The organism is Gramella jeungdoensis, from assembly GCF_023805255.1.
GTDB lineage: Bacteria > Bacteroidota > Bacteroidia > Flavobacteriales > Flavobacteriaceae > Christiangramia > Christiangramia jeungdoensis.
The window spans coordinates 482107-497147 of sequence record NZ_JAMSCK010000004.1 but is presented as its reverse complement, the minus strand read 5'-3'; the positions used below and the strand labels follow the sequence as shown (position 1 = coordinate 497147).

Annotated in this window: 15 protein-coding genes; 9 read left to right on the top strand and 6 right to left on the bottom strand. The window is 38.2% G+C overall.

What is annotated here, in order from left to right:
- The first annotated feature begins 48 nt into the window (after positions 1-48).
- Entirely contained in the window at positions 49-1323 is a 1275-nt protein-coding gene (locus tag NE848_RS13225; protein WP_252114357.1) for a Gfo/Idh/MocA family protein, read from the top strand.
- Between the two features lie 65 nt (positions 1324-1388).
- Entirely contained in the window at positions 1389-2363 is a 975-nt protein-coding gene (locus tag NE848_RS13220) for an NAD-dependent epimerase/dehydratase family protein (RefSeq protein WP_252114355.1), read from the top strand.
- Here NE848_RS13220 and NE848_RS13215 read toward each other — a convergent pair whose 3' ends face one another.
- A complete protein-coding gene (locus NE848_RS13215) occupies positions 2364-5084 on the bottom strand; it encodes an outer membrane beta-barrel protein (protein WP_252114353.1) in 2721 nt (906 codons plus the stop codon).
- 297 nt (positions 5085-5381) lie between these two features.
- On the opposite strand from NE848_RS13215, the gene NE848_RS13210 reads away from it, so the two are divergent.
- The gene (locus tag NE848_RS13210) at positions 5382-5708 is read left to right on the top strand and encodes a YegP family protein (RefSeq protein WP_252114351.1); all 327 of its coding nucleotides are present in this window, start codon (positions 5382-5384) and stop codon (positions 5706-5708) included.
- A 98-nt stretch (positions 5709-5806) separates the two neighbouring features.
- Here NE848_RS13210 and NE848_RS13205 read toward each other — a convergent pair whose 3' ends face one another.
- From NE848_RS13205 to NE848_RS13185, 5 genes are all read right to left on the bottom strand, one after another.
- Complete coding sequence (locus NE848_RS13205) at positions 5807-6394, bottom strand: TetR/AcrR family transcriptional regulator (RefSeq protein WP_252114349.1); 588 nt, start codon at positions 6392-6394, stop codon at positions 5807-5809.
- Between the two features lie 15 nt (positions 6395-6409).
- On the bottom strand, positions 6410-7060 hold the full coding sequence (locus tag NE848_RS13200) for an NAD(P)-dependent oxidoreductase (protein ID WP_252114347.1): 651 nt from the start codon (positions 7058-7060) through the stop codon (positions 6410-6412).
- A 179-nt stretch (positions 7061-7239) separates the two neighbouring features.
- The gene (locus NE848_RS13195; protein WP_252114345.1) at positions 7240-9321 is read right to left on the bottom strand and encodes an amino acid carrier protein; all 2082 of its coding nucleotides are present in this window, start codon (positions 9319-9321) and stop codon (positions 7240-7242) included.
- Positions 9322-9461: 140 nt separating this feature from the next.
- Positions 9462-9908: a universal stress protein gene (locus tag NE848_RS13190; RefSeq protein WP_252114343.1), complete on the bottom strand. Its 447-nt coding sequence runs from the start codon at positions 9906-9908 to the stop codon at positions 9462-9464.
- Positions 9909-10056: 148 nt separating this feature from the next.
- Positions 10057-10635: a Crp/Fnr family transcriptional regulator gene (locus tag NE848_RS13185; RefSeq protein WP_252114341.1), complete on the bottom strand. Its 579-nt coding sequence runs from the start codon at positions 10633-10635 to the stop codon at positions 10057-10059.
- 239 nt (positions 10636-10874) lie between these two features.
- Between NE848_RS13185 and NE848_RS13180 the strand changes: the two genes are divergently transcribed.
- The 6 genes from NE848_RS13180 to NE848_RS13155 all read left to right on the top strand — a co-directional run bounded on the left by NE848_RS13180 (position 10875) and on the right by NE848_RS13155 (position 15018).
- Positions 10875-11420 carry a YceI family protein gene (locus tag NE848_RS13180; RefSeq protein WP_252114339.1) on the top strand — a complete coding sequence of 182 codons (546 nt, stop codon included), beginning with the start codon at positions 10875-10877 and terminating at the stop codon, positions 11418-11420.
- Between the two features lie 95 nt (positions 11421-11515).
- Positions 11516-12040: a VOC family protein gene (locus NE848_RS13175; RefSeq protein WP_252114337.1), complete on the top strand. Its 525-nt coding sequence runs from the start codon at positions 11516-11518 to the stop codon at positions 12038-12040.
- Between the two features lie 17 nt (positions 12041-12057).
- Positions 12058-12627 carry a YceI family protein gene (locus NE848_RS13170; RefSeq protein ID WP_252114335.1) on the top strand — a complete coding sequence of 190 codons (570 nt, stop codon included), beginning with the start codon at positions 12058-12060 and terminating at the stop codon, positions 12625-12627.
- Between the two features lie 10 nt (positions 12628-12637).
- Entirely contained in the window at positions 12638-13033 is a 396-nt protein-coding gene (locus tag NE848_RS13165) for a DoxX family protein (protein WP_252114333.1), read from the top strand.
- A 63-nt stretch (positions 13034-13096) separates the two neighbouring features.
- The gene (locus tag NE848_RS13160) at positions 13097-14008 is read left to right on the top strand and encodes a DsbA family protein (RefSeq protein WP_252114331.1); all 912 of its coding nucleotides are present in this window, start codon (positions 13097-13099) and stop codon (positions 14006-14008) included.
- A 95-nt stretch (positions 14009-14103) separates the two neighbouring features.
- Positions 14104-15018, top strand: coding sequence for a pirin family protein (locus NE848_RS13155; RefSeq protein ID WP_252114329.1), 915 nt, complete (start codon positions 14104-14106; stop codon positions 15016-15018).
- Positions 15019-15041 lie beyond the last annotated feature (23 nt).

Sequence of the window (15041 nt, the reverse complement as noted above, 5' to 3'; positions counted from 1 at the left end):
GACCAATTGTTGGGATCAGCCCGTCAATTAAGGGAACAACGCTTTAATATGTCCGGATACGCGGCTCCAAAATTAGATACAGTGAGAATTGGATTTATTGGATTAGGAATGCGTGGCCCCGGTGCTGTTAATCGAATGAGCAAGATTGAAGGAGTGGAAATTAAAGCTTTGTGTGATCTTAGGCCAAAGCAGGCAGAACAGGCCAAAGCAATGTTAGAAGGAACCTCACATAATCCTGATTTATATTCAGGTAGCGATTATGCTTGGAAAGAGATGGTAGATCGTGAGGATTTGGACCTAATTTATATTGCTACCCCATGGAATTGGCATACACCCATGGCAGTGTATGCTATGGAAGCTGGAAAACACGCGGCAGTAGAAGTTCCGGCAGCTAAAACAATTGATGAATGTTGGGAGTTGGTTGAAACATCAGAAAAAACCCGGAAGCATTGCATGATGCTGGAGAATTGTTGCTATGATTTCTTTGAACTTTTAACCTTAAATATGACACGCCAGGGTTATTTCGGAGAAATTATTCATGGGGAAGGTGCCTATATACACAATCTATTAGACCTTAATTTTAGTAAAGATGGTTATGAGGATATGTGGCGATTAAGGGAAAATTATAAACGTGATGGAAATTTATATCCAACCCATGGCCTTGGACCGATATGTCAGATAATGAATATTAATCGTGGAGATCAAATGGATTATCTAACTTCACTTTCCAGTAATGATTTTCATATGGCAGCAAAAGCAAGAGAATTAGCAGCTGAAGATAGCTTTTATGATCAGTTCGTGGGTAGAGATTATAGAGGTAATATGAACACGACCTTGATCAAAACTAAAAATGGAAAGAGTATTATGGTGCAGCATGATGTGACATCACCTAGGCCATATTCCAGAATACATTTAGTTAGTGGTACTGAAGCCTTTGCTAGGAAATGGCCAAGTCCTGAGCGTATCTCTAAAGGACATTCCTGGTTAAACGAGGAAGAACTTAAGGCTGTTGAAGACAAATATACACCGGAAATTGTACGTAAAGTAGGTGATATGGCGAAGAAAGTAGGGGGCCATGGGGGAATGGATTTTATCATGGACTGGCGATTAATTGATTGTCTTAGAAATGGGCTTCCTTTAGATCAGGATGTCTATGATGCTGCATTATGGAGTGCTATTACTCCTCTTTCCGTTGATTCAGTTAATAACAGAGCACAATCAGTAGATGTTCCTGATTTTACTAGAGGAGCATGGAAGACGAATAGTCCTGTGGATGTGTCCTTAGCCGGTGGAGGAACTACGACAGTTAATTTAAATGAATAATAGAGTAGCCTATTAAGGAAGGTGAATATAAAATATAAACTTTTTAAACCTTTTTAGTTATAGTGATGATTAATGGTGGAGAAAATATTTTAATAACTGGTGCGGGAGGACAACTCGGAGTTGAGTTAACCCGTGCTCTGGTTGATAAATATGGAAGAGATGCTGTTTTAGCCACAGATATTAATCCTAAGACCAGGTCCAGATTGGAGTTTAGCAGATTTAAAACACTGAACGTTCTTGATAAAACAGAACTTACTAACATTCTTGAACAGGAAAATATCAGCCGGGTATATCATCTGGCTGCGATCCTGTCAGCCAATGGAGAAAATGATCCCTTAAACACCTGGGATATTAACATGCGAAGTTTATTATTGGTGCTTGAATTAAGCAGGCTTTTCAGATTTAAGCTATTCTGGCCTTCTTCCATTGCTGTTTTCGGTGTGGATTCGCAACTGGTTAATACTCCACAAAATGCCTGGGCCGTTCCTGGAACGGTATATGGTATTTCTAAACAGGCAGGGGAGAACTGGTGTAATTATTATCATAATAAATACGGAGTGGATGTGCGCAGTGTAAGGTATCCAGGTTTGATTGGGTATAATTCACTTCCAGGTGGAGGAACTACGGATTATGCGGTAGATATCTTCCATAAAGCTTTATGCAAAGAAAAGTTCTCCTGCTTTCTCTCTTCTGGAAGAACGTTGCCGATGATGTATATGCCCGATGCAATTAGGGCTACTTTGGAATTAATGGATGCTCCTGAAGATAAATTAAGTATCAGGACATCTTACAATATAGCTGGAGTTTCATTCTCACCATCCGATATTTCTGATCGCATTAAGTCTTATTTTCCTTCATTCAGGGTTGAATATAACCCGGATGAACGGGAGGGAATTGCCCGAACTTGGCCACAATCGATAGACGATAGTACGGCGAGGTCTGACTGGAATTGGAAACCCGAGTTTCATTTGGACGATATAGTCAGTGATATGATTGGAAACCTTAGTGGTACAGCTGAAAGTAGGTCTTTTTTTAATTAATCATCGTCTTCTATTATTTGGAGAATTTTTTCCTCCAAACTTATCAAGTTTATAGGTAAAACTTAACATCGCATAACGGGTCAGGATGAGGCTGCTGGTATCCTGAACAAAATCGTCCCCAATAGTACGACGGGTATCAATATTCTGGTCCAGCACATCATAAACTTTAAGCTTGATGGTGGTATCGTCTTCCATAAATTGATAGCCAAGGCTCATGTTCCAGAACCAGGAAGAGTTCTTGAAGCCTGGGGATGCTATCCCAAAATAATTAAAAGAGATATCATTCCCGAAGATCACATTTTCCGGCCAGTAAGAGGTAATTTCCAGCCCGGCCCTGTGATCGATGAAGTTTTCATTCCTGTCTGGGTTAATATCATATCTTGTTTCGTTATAGGTTATATTATAATTGGGATTGATATCGATAAGATCTTCAATTGCATAGGTAAAGCGAACAGACGGATTTAACCGATACCTGTAAGCCTCATACTTTTTACCATTAGTGAACCCCACATTCTTATCATAATTAGCTCTAAGGCCCATCCTGTACCTAAACTCTTTTTCCTCCTTCTTGGTTTGTTTATTATAAAAAGCCCCGACACTGGCATTCACAGTACCATCAACATTTGTAAATGTAGTAGTTCTCACAAGATCTTCATTTAGCGTAGTTACAGAAACAACTCTTTCATCGGTTAAATTCAAATTGGCCCAGGTGAAGATCCCCGTTCTGGTTTCAAAATCAAAATTTCGATAATTAAAGCCAAAACTTTGGCGGTAAGATGGCTCAAGACCAGGATTACCCACAACAATGTTCAGAGGATTGGTTCTGTCTTCTACGGGTTGCAGCTGCCTTATGGAAGGTATATCCACATCGGTCTCATATTCAAAAGATAGACTTTTGGAACGCTCTACCTCATAACGAACCTCAGCTTCTACATACAGATTATTATAACTGTTATCCAAAGAGTTATCCTGAAGATTATCTGTATTTAGAAGTTCGGTGTATAGAAGTCCTATTTCGGTTTGGACTCTCCAGATCTCTCCTTCATAATTAAGTCCTATGTTTGGCGTATGCCTCCTGCTGGTCGTTTCAAAATCGTTACTTAAGGTATTATTCAGAATACTGTAGTCGCCGCTGGATTCATCAGCTTCATAAACATATCTTTGGTTCGTTGAATTTGAATAATCAAAGTCATAAGAAATATCGAGAAAAAAGTCGGTGGCCAGTACGCTTCGGTTACTTGCTTCAAATGAATAGGAATTCTCTTTCTCATCTTCATCTATATACTGATCCTGGATCTCAATGTTCTCTCCACCTTCTTCCCTAAAGACACTTTCAGAATAAAAGAAGTTATCGTTCTTCTGCTCCCTGTGCCAGTTGGAAAATTCCAGTCTTAGAAAAGCACCATTGCCTCCACATCGCTTAATGAAATCTATATCATTACTAAAGTTCGTCCTTTCAAGTTCTTCGTCGCTTTGTGTTTCTGTGACATTGATCTGCTCCTGGTTTTCGTTAAGAGACTCTGCCGTACTGTTTCGATGTGATTCTCCAATATTCATATCAAATCGTGGTCTTACTGAAAGACGTGTGAGGGAATCGAATTCCACTTCGAACCTTAAGTTAGCTCTATGACTATCATTTATAAGATTCTGGCTTTGTTCTGAATTAGTGAAATATGTAGAATCCGGGAGAATATTTTCTCTGGAAACTCGTGTTCTGCTCTCAGTGTCGTTTCGTCCAAAAAAATAATCGCCGTTAACTTCATATTTATCTTTCCACTTATTAACAAAGTTAAGTCCCGCGGTCTCCGACTTGGTAATACCGCCACGGTTACCTCCAAAAACATTTCTTCCGGCGCTTCTACCCATCATTCCATACACCTCATCATAACTGAATCCTGAACTGTTGATATTATTTGAACTTCCCAGTGCACTGAGTCTTAGATCATCCTTGAAGTAATTTGCAATAGCACTGAGCTCATATCTTTCGTTGGTCCCACCACCGGCCGTAGCCCGAGCGAAATACCCCTTGTTCTTATCCTCTTTAATGGTGATATTAACGGTTTTATTATCGGGATCTCCCGGTTTACCCGTGAACTCTTCAGTTTTGGTTTTTGTATCGGTCACCTGTATTTTATTGATGATCTCCTTGGGAAGGTTCTTCGTGGCTATCTTAGGGTCATCTCCAAAGAATTCCTCGCCATTTACAAGTATACGGGACACGGGCTTCCCGTTCACTGTAATATTTCCATCACTATCTACCTCTACCCCGGGAAGTTTTTTCATGAGTTCTTCCAGGTTGGCATCGGGGCGGGTAGTGAAAGAATCGGCATTGAATTCAAGTGTGTCTCTTTTAATTGAAAGGGGAGGACTTTTGGCGGTAAGAAGAACTTCATCCAGCTGATTTTCCTGAACCTGCATTTTTACGGTATTCAAGTTTATCCTTTCTTTGATATGTATATTCTCAGCAAAGGATTGGTATCCGGCAAAGGATATAAAAAGCCTAGCGTTTTCTGCTCCGGTTTCACCAGATAACCTAAAATTCCCATTTTTCTCCGAAATGGAATAAGTTACCAAACTACTGTCTGCTAATGTTTCAAGGTAAACAGTCGCCGCTTCTAAAGGATCTCCATTTTCATCAATTATTTTACCAGTAATAATAAATTCTTGTGAATATCCAATAAAGGACAAAAACAAAAAAGAAAGAAAAAGTAAGAATTTCATTTAATTGGACTAATTTTATAAGAATACGAAGTAAAAAATATTATGTTTACTTTCTTTGACTATTCAAAATTGAATTGGTTTAATTAAATAATAGAATTGTAGCCGTATTTTTTGATAATTACCACTTTTAAAAGCCGGAAACTAAAGAATTAAAGTAATGACTGATGAGCTTGATGTGGAGTCTTATTAAAGTTTATGATGGTAACTTAAAAAATCTGTTTTTGTTTAATTTGACTGTGATTCTGTTTAAAGTTAATACTGGTTTTTAGTATCTTAAGTCAAAATACAACTACAATCATGGGAAAATTCGAGATCAAAAAAGACAAAGCAGGAGAATTTCGGTTTAATCTGAAAGCTTCTAATGGACAGGTGATCCTAAGCAGTGAAGGCTATAAGGCCAAACCATCGTGCATAAATGGAATAGAATCGGTTCGCAGTAATTCTCAATCGGATGAACGGTATGAGCGGAAACAAAACTCGATAGGACATAAATTCAACTTGAAATCCCCTAATGGTCAGGTTATAGGAACTAGTGAAGTATATACATCTGCCTCAGCCATGGAAAATGGGATCGCATCGGTAATGAAAAATGCACCGGAAGCCAGTATTGATGATCAAAGTTGAGCTTGCGTTTATTAATAAGTTTTAAAAAGCACCTTTCGGTGCTTTTTTTGATTCTAATTCTTTAAAATCTCATAACTGTTAAGCGAAAAAATAGTTAACTAAGGGGTTAAAATTCCATTTAAATTTACTCCTACTGTATGTTTCATAAGAATCTCAGGTGAGTGATGTTTGGATAATCTACTCTCCGAAAGAATTCTATCCAAATTAAGTAGATTTAATTCACAGAAAAGGTTAACGTTTAGATCTTTGTCTATATCACCTTTAATTTGCCCCTCTTCAAGAATGCTTTTTATCTTATTAAATATGATCGTTTTTCGATGAACCTTATATTTGAGGAAAGCGGCCGGATAATACTTAGTTAGATCTATATAAAAGACAGGTTCAAACTGTATCATCTCCTTAATTCCGTAATTATATATCTTTTTAATTCTATCTCTAATTGGCAGTTTTTCCAGATCAGAATCTTCCAAGAATCTGAAATGCTTAGCAAATAAATGGTCAATGACCTTCTCTACTAACTCTTCTTTATTTTCAAATTTTCTATATATCGTCTTTTTTGATATCCTAAGTTTTGAGGCAATATCGTCCATGGACACACTGGTAATTCCATGCCTTCTGAAAAGTTCCAGGGAAGTTTGGAGTATTTCTGTATCCTTATTTTTTGAAGGGGAACCAAATATTTTCATGATTTAAATTTTTAATTAATATCCTGCGGTGAACCTTTCCCGGAGATGATGTGCATTTTCAACTTCATCTATTATTGCTATTGCAGCATCTTGTACCGATAGTTCACTTTTTCCATTTTCGTCGAAAACTGGTTTATCAAAACCTTTTCGATAGGTACCTCTGCGTACCTGTGGTTTACCAGGGGCCATCCCTAATGCCGGACTAAAAAAGGTCCAATCAAGTTCCTTTTCCCTTTTTAAAATTTCCAGGTATTCATTTGCTGCCAGAGTGCCGGGTCTTATTTCTTTGGGGAACTTGGGATCGTCAATTACCCGAGTTCTCTCATTTAGAAAAAGACTTCCGGCACCACCTATGACGAATAGTCTTTTAACACCGGCCTTCTTTGTGGCCTGTTGAATAGCCGAAGCACCCTTGAGATATTCTTCATAAATATTAGGGTTCTCCCATCCCGGATTATAACTACTCACCACAATGTCGTGTTCCCTTAAAGCTTCAGTCAATTTAGCAATGTCATTTACATCCAAACCAATTTTGTTGGCGCCTTCAGGCAAAAGTATATTTTTTAGGTTTCTGGCTATTGCCGTAACCTGGTGACCTCTTTGAATAGCTTCATTTAAAATTTCTTTTCCTACAAATCCTGTGGCACCTATAAGCGCTATTTTCATCTTAAATGTTTTTAATTACTATATAATTTTACATTCTAAAATTACTAAGCAATTATCCGGTCTACAATGATATATGATAATATCGAAGTGTGATAAATGTCACATTAATCTTTCCTCAGTCAAAAAGAAACCCCAATAGAATTCTATCGGGGCTTCGTTTCACACATAGAACAAGTCAACTAGGCTGCCCTGGAGATGTTATTCTCCTCTGGGCCAATCTTGCCTTTTTTTAAATTGGAGATATAACTCCTTAAATCACTCTTTACTTCTCCGGACATGATGTATAGCCCTATGATATTTGGAAATGACATGGTGAGTATCATCATATCTGAAAAATCCAGGACCGCTCCTAAACCAACAGAAGCACCAATCACTACAAAGATTAGGAATATTACCTTGTAAATAAGTTCGATCTTATTGCTTTTTCCAAAAAGATAGGTCCAGGCCCTCATACCGTAATATGACCAGGAGATCATAGTTGAAAATGCAAATAGGAAAACTACTATCGAAAGGACATATGGAAACCAAGATATTACGGTGGCAAAAGCATTAGAGGTTAACTGTACTCCGCCCATTCCCTGGACCTCATGCATCCCCGTAAAAATCAACACTAGAGCGGTCAATGTACAGATAACCACGGTATCAATAAAAGGCTCCATCAGAGCCACAAAGCCCTCTGATGCCGGGTGCTTGGTCTTACCGGCACTGTGAGCGATTGCGGCAGATCCTACTCCGGATTCACTTGAGAAGGCAGCTCTCTGGAATCCAACAATCATTACCCCGATCACACCACCTTTTAATGCAGTAGCATTAAAGGCACCATTGTAAATTGCTGAAACAGCTGGTCCCAAATTTTCTATATTCACACCGATTACCACCAGTGCTGAAATTACATAAACAGCAGCCATTAATGGTACGATGCGCCCGGTAACCTTTCCTATACTTTCTATTCCACCTATTATTACCGCACCTACCAGCGCAGCCAAAGCTAATCCGAAATAGAAACCATTACCTTTCATGAATTCGAACTGACCCGCAAGGATCTCAAAGGACTGATTGGCCTGAAACATATTCCCTCCGCCAAGAGTAGCTCCAACACATAAAATAGCAAAGAAAACTGCCAGAACCTTTCCTAGACCCCTGAGATTCCTTCTCTCCAATCCATACCGTAGATAGTTCATTGGCCCCCCAAAAATCTTTCCTTGAGACGTAATTATTCGGTATTTTAATCCCAGGGTACATTCGACAAACTTAGAAGACATGCCTAAGAGTCCGGCAATGATCATCCAAAAGGTTGCGCCAGCTCCTCCCATAGAAATAGCAATAGCTACTCCGGCTATATTTCCCAATCCAACTGTAGCTGAAATTGCCGTAGCCATGGTTTGGAAATGAGTGATCTTACCCGGTGCATCAGGATCATCAAATTTGCCCCGGGCCAGATCGATAGAATGTTTGATTCCCCGGAAATTGATGAATCCCATTTTCACGGTAAAAAAAGCCGCTCCTAAAATAAGCCAGATCACTATAAGTGGAATAGAATGCTTTTTAGGTTCACCATTAGGGTAGGTAATAGGAACTGGTTCAAGATATTCTATTTCGGCAAGATTATGGGCTCCCACCTCGATGACATCCTCTTTATCTTCCGAATCGTAAATAATTTCTTGGGTGGATACCAAATGTTTTAAGGTGCCAGATGTATTTGCATTTATCTGTATATAGCCATTTTTTCCTGAATGAACAACGGCTATATTTTCGCCTTCTTCTACATATTCACCGTCAGGAACAAGCCATTTTGTTAATGTATAGCGATCATTGACCGAAGGAGCCCATCCCGTTATGGGAACCTTTTTTTTATCTGCGTAGACCGTAGGATCATAAATTCCGATAGCACTGAATGGGTCCCAGAAAAGAATACTTTTAAGCTTTTCTACTGCGGGTACAGCGGCACCATTAAAATGTTCGGCAATAAAATCAGGTTTGATCTTGTAAGTCCTGCTTATAGAATTTCCTTGAGAGTCAATTATATTTACATCATACTTAACACCCTCGGTAAGATTGTACGCGGAATTGGATTTTAATGGTGTATTTTGATCAGACCATTTGAAATGGTAGGGGGGCGTACCACCTGAGACTTCTAATTCTATGAATCCATCATTAATAGATTCTGAAGCGTTACCCAATTTTTCTTTTACCTGAAGTTGTTGAGCATGAAGCGGTGATAGGAAAATTAAAGTTAGGCCTAAAATAAACTGCTTGATCATGAAGTTGATTTTGAGTAATTTGAGAAAAGCATAGGATCACCATCCAGCACCGTGGGCAATAAGGATGCCGGATGGATATTTCCCTGCAGGTCAAGTTAAAGGGAAGAAAGCTATGTAGGGCTAGCTTCCTGAGTTTGATCTTAATGAACTTGAAGCGGTACTGCCAGTAATGGAATCTTTAATTCATCCACAAGATCCTTTTTTCTGTTCGCGGTAAAAAGACTGTATAGAAAATCCTTTTTACGATGCCCCGCTACTACAAGATCAATGTTATATTTTTCAACGGTTTCCTTTATGGTTTTAGCCACAGCTCCCTGGATAACCAGTCCTTCGGCAGAAATTCCATACTCTGAATTAATCTTTATGGCTTGCTCATCTACATAAGTTTTTGCTTTTTTTCGTGTTTCAGCCCTTTTATCATATATATATTGAGGACCAGCTTCACGTGCCAGAAAATCATCAGGATTAGCTTCGGTAACATGTACTATCCATAGTTTACCACCGGTATCCTGTGCTATTTTTACAGCCTGGGAAATAAGTTGTTTTGCATCTTCTGGTTGGCTGATGGCGATCAAGATATTTTTCATAACTGTAAATTTTAAAGGTTATACCAGGTCTTAATCGGTTTAAAAGAACTGGATCAATCTATTACAGTACAAAACTAATGGAGAGGTGGAAGCTTTCCATTGATATAGGTCACAATCCTATTGCAAGATATAATCGGAAGTTTATGATCTAACCAGAAACGATCTGGCTTCTAATACGGCTGAGAGTTTCCCTGGTAATTCCGAGGTAGGAAGCGATCATATGTTGAGGAACTCTCTGGACGATATCAGGAAAGTTTTTTAGTAGTTTCAAGTAACGTTCTTCAGCGGTCGTACTGATGGTACCTATAAGCCTACGCTGGGTAGCAATAAGGTTATTTTGAATGAGAATGCGAAAATACCTTTCAAAAGCCGGAACCTCTTTCAGTAACAGTTCCCATGTTTCATTGGTTAATAATAAAAGTTTACTGTCCTCAAGAGCTTCAATATTATAATTGGAAGGTTCCTTTGAAAAAAAACTATATAGATCTGCAGTCCACCATCCTTCGGGGGTAAATTGGAGAATATGTTCGTTACCCTTTTTGTCTATCGAGTAACTTCGCAATAATCCTTTTTCCACAAATATTGTGTAAGTACAAAATTCGCCTTCTTGTAATATGATTCTTTTTTTTCGAAGTTTTTTTGGAATAAAAAGACTTTTCGCATATTCCAGTTCCTCGCTACTTACCTTAATATATTCATTTATATTTCTTTCTAAGACATCAAACATTACGGAAAAATTAATCGCTGTTATGAGGATTTGCAGCTCTGAATCCTTGTCTGAAAAGGATTCTCTACAACTACAAAGTTCTAAGTTAAAGTTTTTTTTACGTTTGGCTGCCATGAATTCTCCTAATTAAAGCGTTCTCATGCCAACTTTATTTATTGATCTATGTCAATGGTAACAACTATTGTATGTACTACATTTGTATATACAAATAAAGCGATAAAAAATAAAAATTTAGAATTATGAAAATTTTAGAACAAGTACAAGGAAAATGGACACTGGATCCAGTACACAGCGAATTGACATTCAAAGTTAGACACCTGATGATAAGTAACGTAAAAGGTGAATTCACAGACTTTGATGTGGAGATGAATGCTGGTGAGGATTTAACCGATACTAAAATACTGGTAGATATTGATGGATCCTCCATTTCAACCAATAACAAAGACAGAGATGATCACCTTAAAAGTGAGGATTTCTTTGATGTGAACAATTATCCGAAACTAACCTTTGAGAGTTCTTCCATCGAAAATAAGGGAGGTAATGCATATAACCTGAATGGAACTTTAAGTATTAAAGGTGTTCAAAAAGAGGTTACTCTGGATCTGGAATTTGGAGGTTTAATGAAGGATCCTTACGGTAATGAGAAGGCAGGTTTTTCTGTAAATGGTAAGATAAATAGAAAAGACTTTGGATTAAACTGGAACGCTGCTCTTGAAGCTGGTGGAGTGATGGTTGGTGATGAAGTCCATCTTTCTGGAGAGGTCCAACTGGTAAAGCAGTCCTAATAGAAAAAGCTGAAGTTGACTGGTTGCATAGGTTAAGGTTAAATAGTGACAACCAGTTAACACTTCAGTATTTAAATGAATGTGAAAAAGAATCAATGAAGATGAAATTAAAAGAAAAGATCAAAATAGATCAGGATTATAGAGCACCTAACCAGACCAAGGTTGGCCATATCCATCTTAAAGTTACAGATCTACAGGAATCCATAGTGTTCTATCGAGACCTTTTAGGTTTTGAACTTACCACAATGTACGGTGACCAGGCTGCATTTCTTTCGGCAGGAGGGTATCACCATCATATAGGATTAAATACATGGCATAGTGAAAACGCCGGTCCAGCACCTATAAAAAGTGCGGGTATGTATCATGTAGCTTTCCTGTATCCTGAAAGAAAAGATCTCGCTCAGATCTATATGCGTTTACAGGATTCAGGATACCAAATTCTTGGTGCTTCAGATCATGGGGTCTCGGAAGCTATCTATCTCCAGGATCCTGACGGGAATGGTGTAGAACTATATTGGGACAGACCTCAGGGCCAATGGCCTTATAAAGCCAATGGAGAGATCAACATGATTACAAAACCATTGGACCTTAAATCCTTATTAGAATCAATAAATCAATAATTATTAAAATCAAAACAATGAAAAAACTAGGAATCTTATTAATAATGGTGACTTTCGCCATCAATGTGCAGGCTCAAACCAAATGGAAAGTTGATCCATTTCACTCATCCTTAAACTTTACAATCGAGCATTCAGGAATTAGCATGGTAAACGGTAAGTTTACTAACTATTCCGGTACTCTCACTACCGAGGAGGAGGAATTAAGTGATGCCAAATTTAAATTTACCGTTCACGTTGAGAGTATTAATACGAACGTTGAAAAAAGGGATCAACATCTCAGGAGTGCTGACTTTTTTGAAGTTGAGAAATATCCTGAAATGAGTTTTAAAAGCAATGAGATCATTAAAACAGGCAAGCTGGATCATTACCTTTTATTTGGAGATCTAACTATCAAAGGTATTACCAAAGAAGTCGTTTTTGATCTTTACTATGGGGGTAAGGTGAAAACTGATCAAGGTGAAAAACTTGGATTAAAAGCTGAAACCACGATTAATCGACTTGATTATAATATAGATTATGATCCTACGGGTGCTGGAATTGCCAAAGATGTGAATATCGTTGCCCACTTGCAATTTGTTAAGCAATAAAATGGAATCAATGAGAAATGTAAATGTAGGACTCCTTATTTTAAGAATCAGTCTGGGTGTACTCATGTTATTCCATGGCATTGCAAAACTGATCACTGGAGTTGCGGGAATAGCTGGCATGATAGACGACTATGGCCCAACTTTCCTGGCTTATGGAGTTTATATAGGAGAAATTATTGCACCTATATTTTTGATTTTGGGCTTTAGAACGAGATTGGCAGGGCTTGTATATGTGGCTACCATGCTCGTAGCTGTTCTAATTGCCCATTTAGGTGATATTACCAGTCTATCTAAAGCTGGAGGATGGGCGATTGAATTACCTGCCTTATACTTCTTTGGCGGATTGGCCCTTTTCTTCACCGGTGGGGGCAAGCTAGCCGTTTCCAGAAAAAATAAATGGGATTAAAATATTTAAGGCTTACTTCCGATCAACTTTTTAATGGAAGTAAGCCTTTTAATACTAATATCTATGAATAATCAGAATCCTTTAATATGCGATCCTGAAACCGGAGTTTGTGAAGTTCCGGAATCTGCGATCCAAAATGAAAAAATAAAAAATACAGGCATTCCCAATGATAAACTAAGGCTATTATATTTTACTGATCCTATTTGTTCCAGTTGCTGGGGGATTGAACCGCAGCTTCGTAAATTAAAATTGGAATATGGGCACCTGATAGATTTTGAATATTATATGGGAGGGCTGTTGCCGGACTGGAATTATAATAGTGGTGGAATTAGTAAACCTGCGGATGTAGCGGATCACTGGGATGAAGTAAGTAAATATTATGAAATGCCTATCGATGGTGATATCTGGCATGAAAATCCACTACATTCCTCATATCCTCCTTCCAGAGCCTTCAAAGGGGCTCAGATACAGGACCCGGAAAAAGCAGTTTCTTTTTTACGATATCTGAGAATATTGCTCTTTGTGGATAAAAAGAATATAACCGAATGGAAGGTAATTGAGAAAGCCGCTAAAATTGCGGGACTGGATATTCAACAATTAGAAACCGATATAAACAATGGAAAAGCAGAAGAACTTTTTCTGGCAGACCTGAAACTAGCCAGGAATATGGGCCTTCGAGGATTTCCAAGTATATTCATCAGGACTTCAAATGGAGCCGAGGAGTTTGTCTATGGGTCCCGGCCCTATGAAGAATACGAAAAAAGGATTCTTAAACTCAAACCGGAGGCTAGAAAGATAAATTATGAGAAAAGCCTTGAAAATTTATTTGCAAACTTTAGCTCTCTTACCGTAAAAGAATTTTCAGTATTGGCAGAGATTGATATGATGAAAGCTTATAAGGTATTGGAGAATACAGCTGATATTCCCAAAATTGTTTCTAAAAATGGCACTGTTTACTTAAATGAGGAATTGTAATAATAATCAATTTCCTCGATAATTAATTATTAATTAAATTTAAGAAAGATGCGAAGACCGCATCAATTTTAAATTCTTATGAAAATTGTTTTAATATGATCGATCTGGTTATTAATGCAAGAAAAGCCTCAATTGGGGAAGGGATGGAGGTAAAGAGAATATTACCATTTCGTCAAAAAAGAATGGTAGGCCCATTTATATTTATGGACCACGGTGGGCCGGTCCAGATAGATCGCAAATTTAAAACCTCTCTTGATGTTTTACCGCACCCCCATATTGGGTTGTCTACTGTAAGTTATCTTTTCAGCGGTGAATTGGTTCATAGAGACAGCCTCGGAATTAAGCAAACTATTAAACCTGGGGAAGTAAACTGGATGACCGCTGGAAAAGGTATTTCTCATTCTGAACGATTCGAGAATGCGGGGCTGTTGGCTGATAATTCCTTGGAACTATTGCAAACCTGGGTGGCGCTGCCTGAAAAGATCGAAGAAGTAGAGCCAAGTTTTGTTAATTATCAACCCTCGCAACTATCCGAGCATACAGATAAGGGTCTTTGGATGCGTTTGATTGCGGGTGAAGCTTACGGTATTAAAAGTAAAGTAAATACAGATTCACCCTTATTCTATATTCATGTTAAGCTTGAGAATGGGACTAAATTTAGTCTTCCGAAAAACTATTCAGAACGGGCGGTTTATCTTGTAAAGGGACAGCTGGAAATAGGAGGGGAGACATTTTCAGCAGGGAAAATGATAGTTTTCAAAATGAATAAAAATCCGGTAATACATGCGAAGGGAGATTGTGAACTAATGTTACTGGGTGGGGAACCATTAGGAGAAAGGTTCATTTGGTGGAATTTTGTATCCTCTAGGAAAGAGCGTATTGAACAGGCTAAAGAAGATTGGAAGCAGGGAAGGATTTTACTTCCCGAAGATGATAACAAGGAGTTTATTCCTTTACCAGAAAATCCTTTTAAACCTAAAAAAGATCCTTCCCCTGAACCATTATCTTAACCCCATTTTTCAGATTTCTTTTA

Excerpts from the sequence above, each read along its gene's own strand:
- NE848_RS13225 (WP_252114357.1), top strand. The coding sequence starts at position 49 with ATGTCCGGATACGCGGCTCCAAAATTAGATACAGTGAGAATTGGATTT.
- NE848_RS13220 (WP_252114355.1), top strand. The coding sequence starts at position 1,389 with ATGATTAATGGTGGAGAAAATATTTTAATAACTGGTGCGGGAGGACAA.
- NE848_RS13215 (WP_252114353.1), bottom strand. The coding sequence starts at position 5,084 with ATGAAATTCTTACTTTTTCTTTCTTTTTTGTTTTTGTCCTTTATTGGA.
- NE848_RS13210 (WP_252114351.1), top strand. The coding sequence starts at position 5,382 with ATGGGAAAATTCGAGATCAAAAAAGACAAAGCAGGAGAATTTCGGTTT.
- NE848_RS13205 (WP_252114349.1), bottom strand. The coding sequence starts at position 6,394 with ATGAAAATATTTGGTTCCCCTTCAAAAAATAAGGATACAGAAATACTC.
- NE848_RS13200 (WP_252114347.1), bottom strand. The coding sequence starts at position 7,060 with ATGAAAATAGCGCTTATAGGTGCCACAGGATTTGTAGGAAAAGAAATT.
- NE848_RS13195 (WP_252114345.1), bottom strand. The coding sequence starts at position 9,321 with ATGATCAAGCAGTTTATTTTAGGCCTAACTTTAATTTTCCTATCACCG.
- NE848_RS13190 (WP_252114343.1), bottom strand. The coding sequence starts at position 9,908 with ATGAAAAATATCTTGATCGCCATCAGCCAACCAGAAGATGCAAAACAA.
- NE848_RS13185 (WP_252114341.1), bottom strand. The coding sequence starts at position 10,635 with ATGTTTGATGTCTTAGAAAGAAATATAAATGAATATATTAAGGTAAGT.
- NE848_RS13180 (WP_252114339.1), top strand. The coding sequence starts at position 10,875 with ATGAAAATTTTAGAACAAGTACAAGGAAAATGGACACTGGATCCAGTA.
- NE848_RS13175 (WP_252114337.1), top strand. The coding sequence starts at position 11,516 with ATGAAGATGAAATTAAAAGAAAAGATCAAAATAGATCAGGATTATAGA.
- NE848_RS13170 (WP_252114335.1), top strand. The coding sequence starts at position 12,058 with ATGAAAAAACTAGGAATCTTATTAATAATGGTGACTTTCGCCATCAAT.
- NE848_RS13165 (WP_252114333.1), top strand. The coding sequence starts at position 12,638 with ATGAGAAATGTAAATGTAGGACTCCTTATTTTAAGAATCAGTCTGGGT.
- NE848_RS13160 (WP_252114331.1), top strand. The coding sequence starts at position 13,097 with ATGAATAATCAGAATCCTTTAATATGCGATCCTGAAACCGGAGTTTGT.
- NE848_RS13155 (WP_252114329.1), top strand. The coding sequence starts at position 14,104 with ATGATCGATCTGGTTATTAATGCAAGAAAAGCCTCAATTGGGGAAGGG.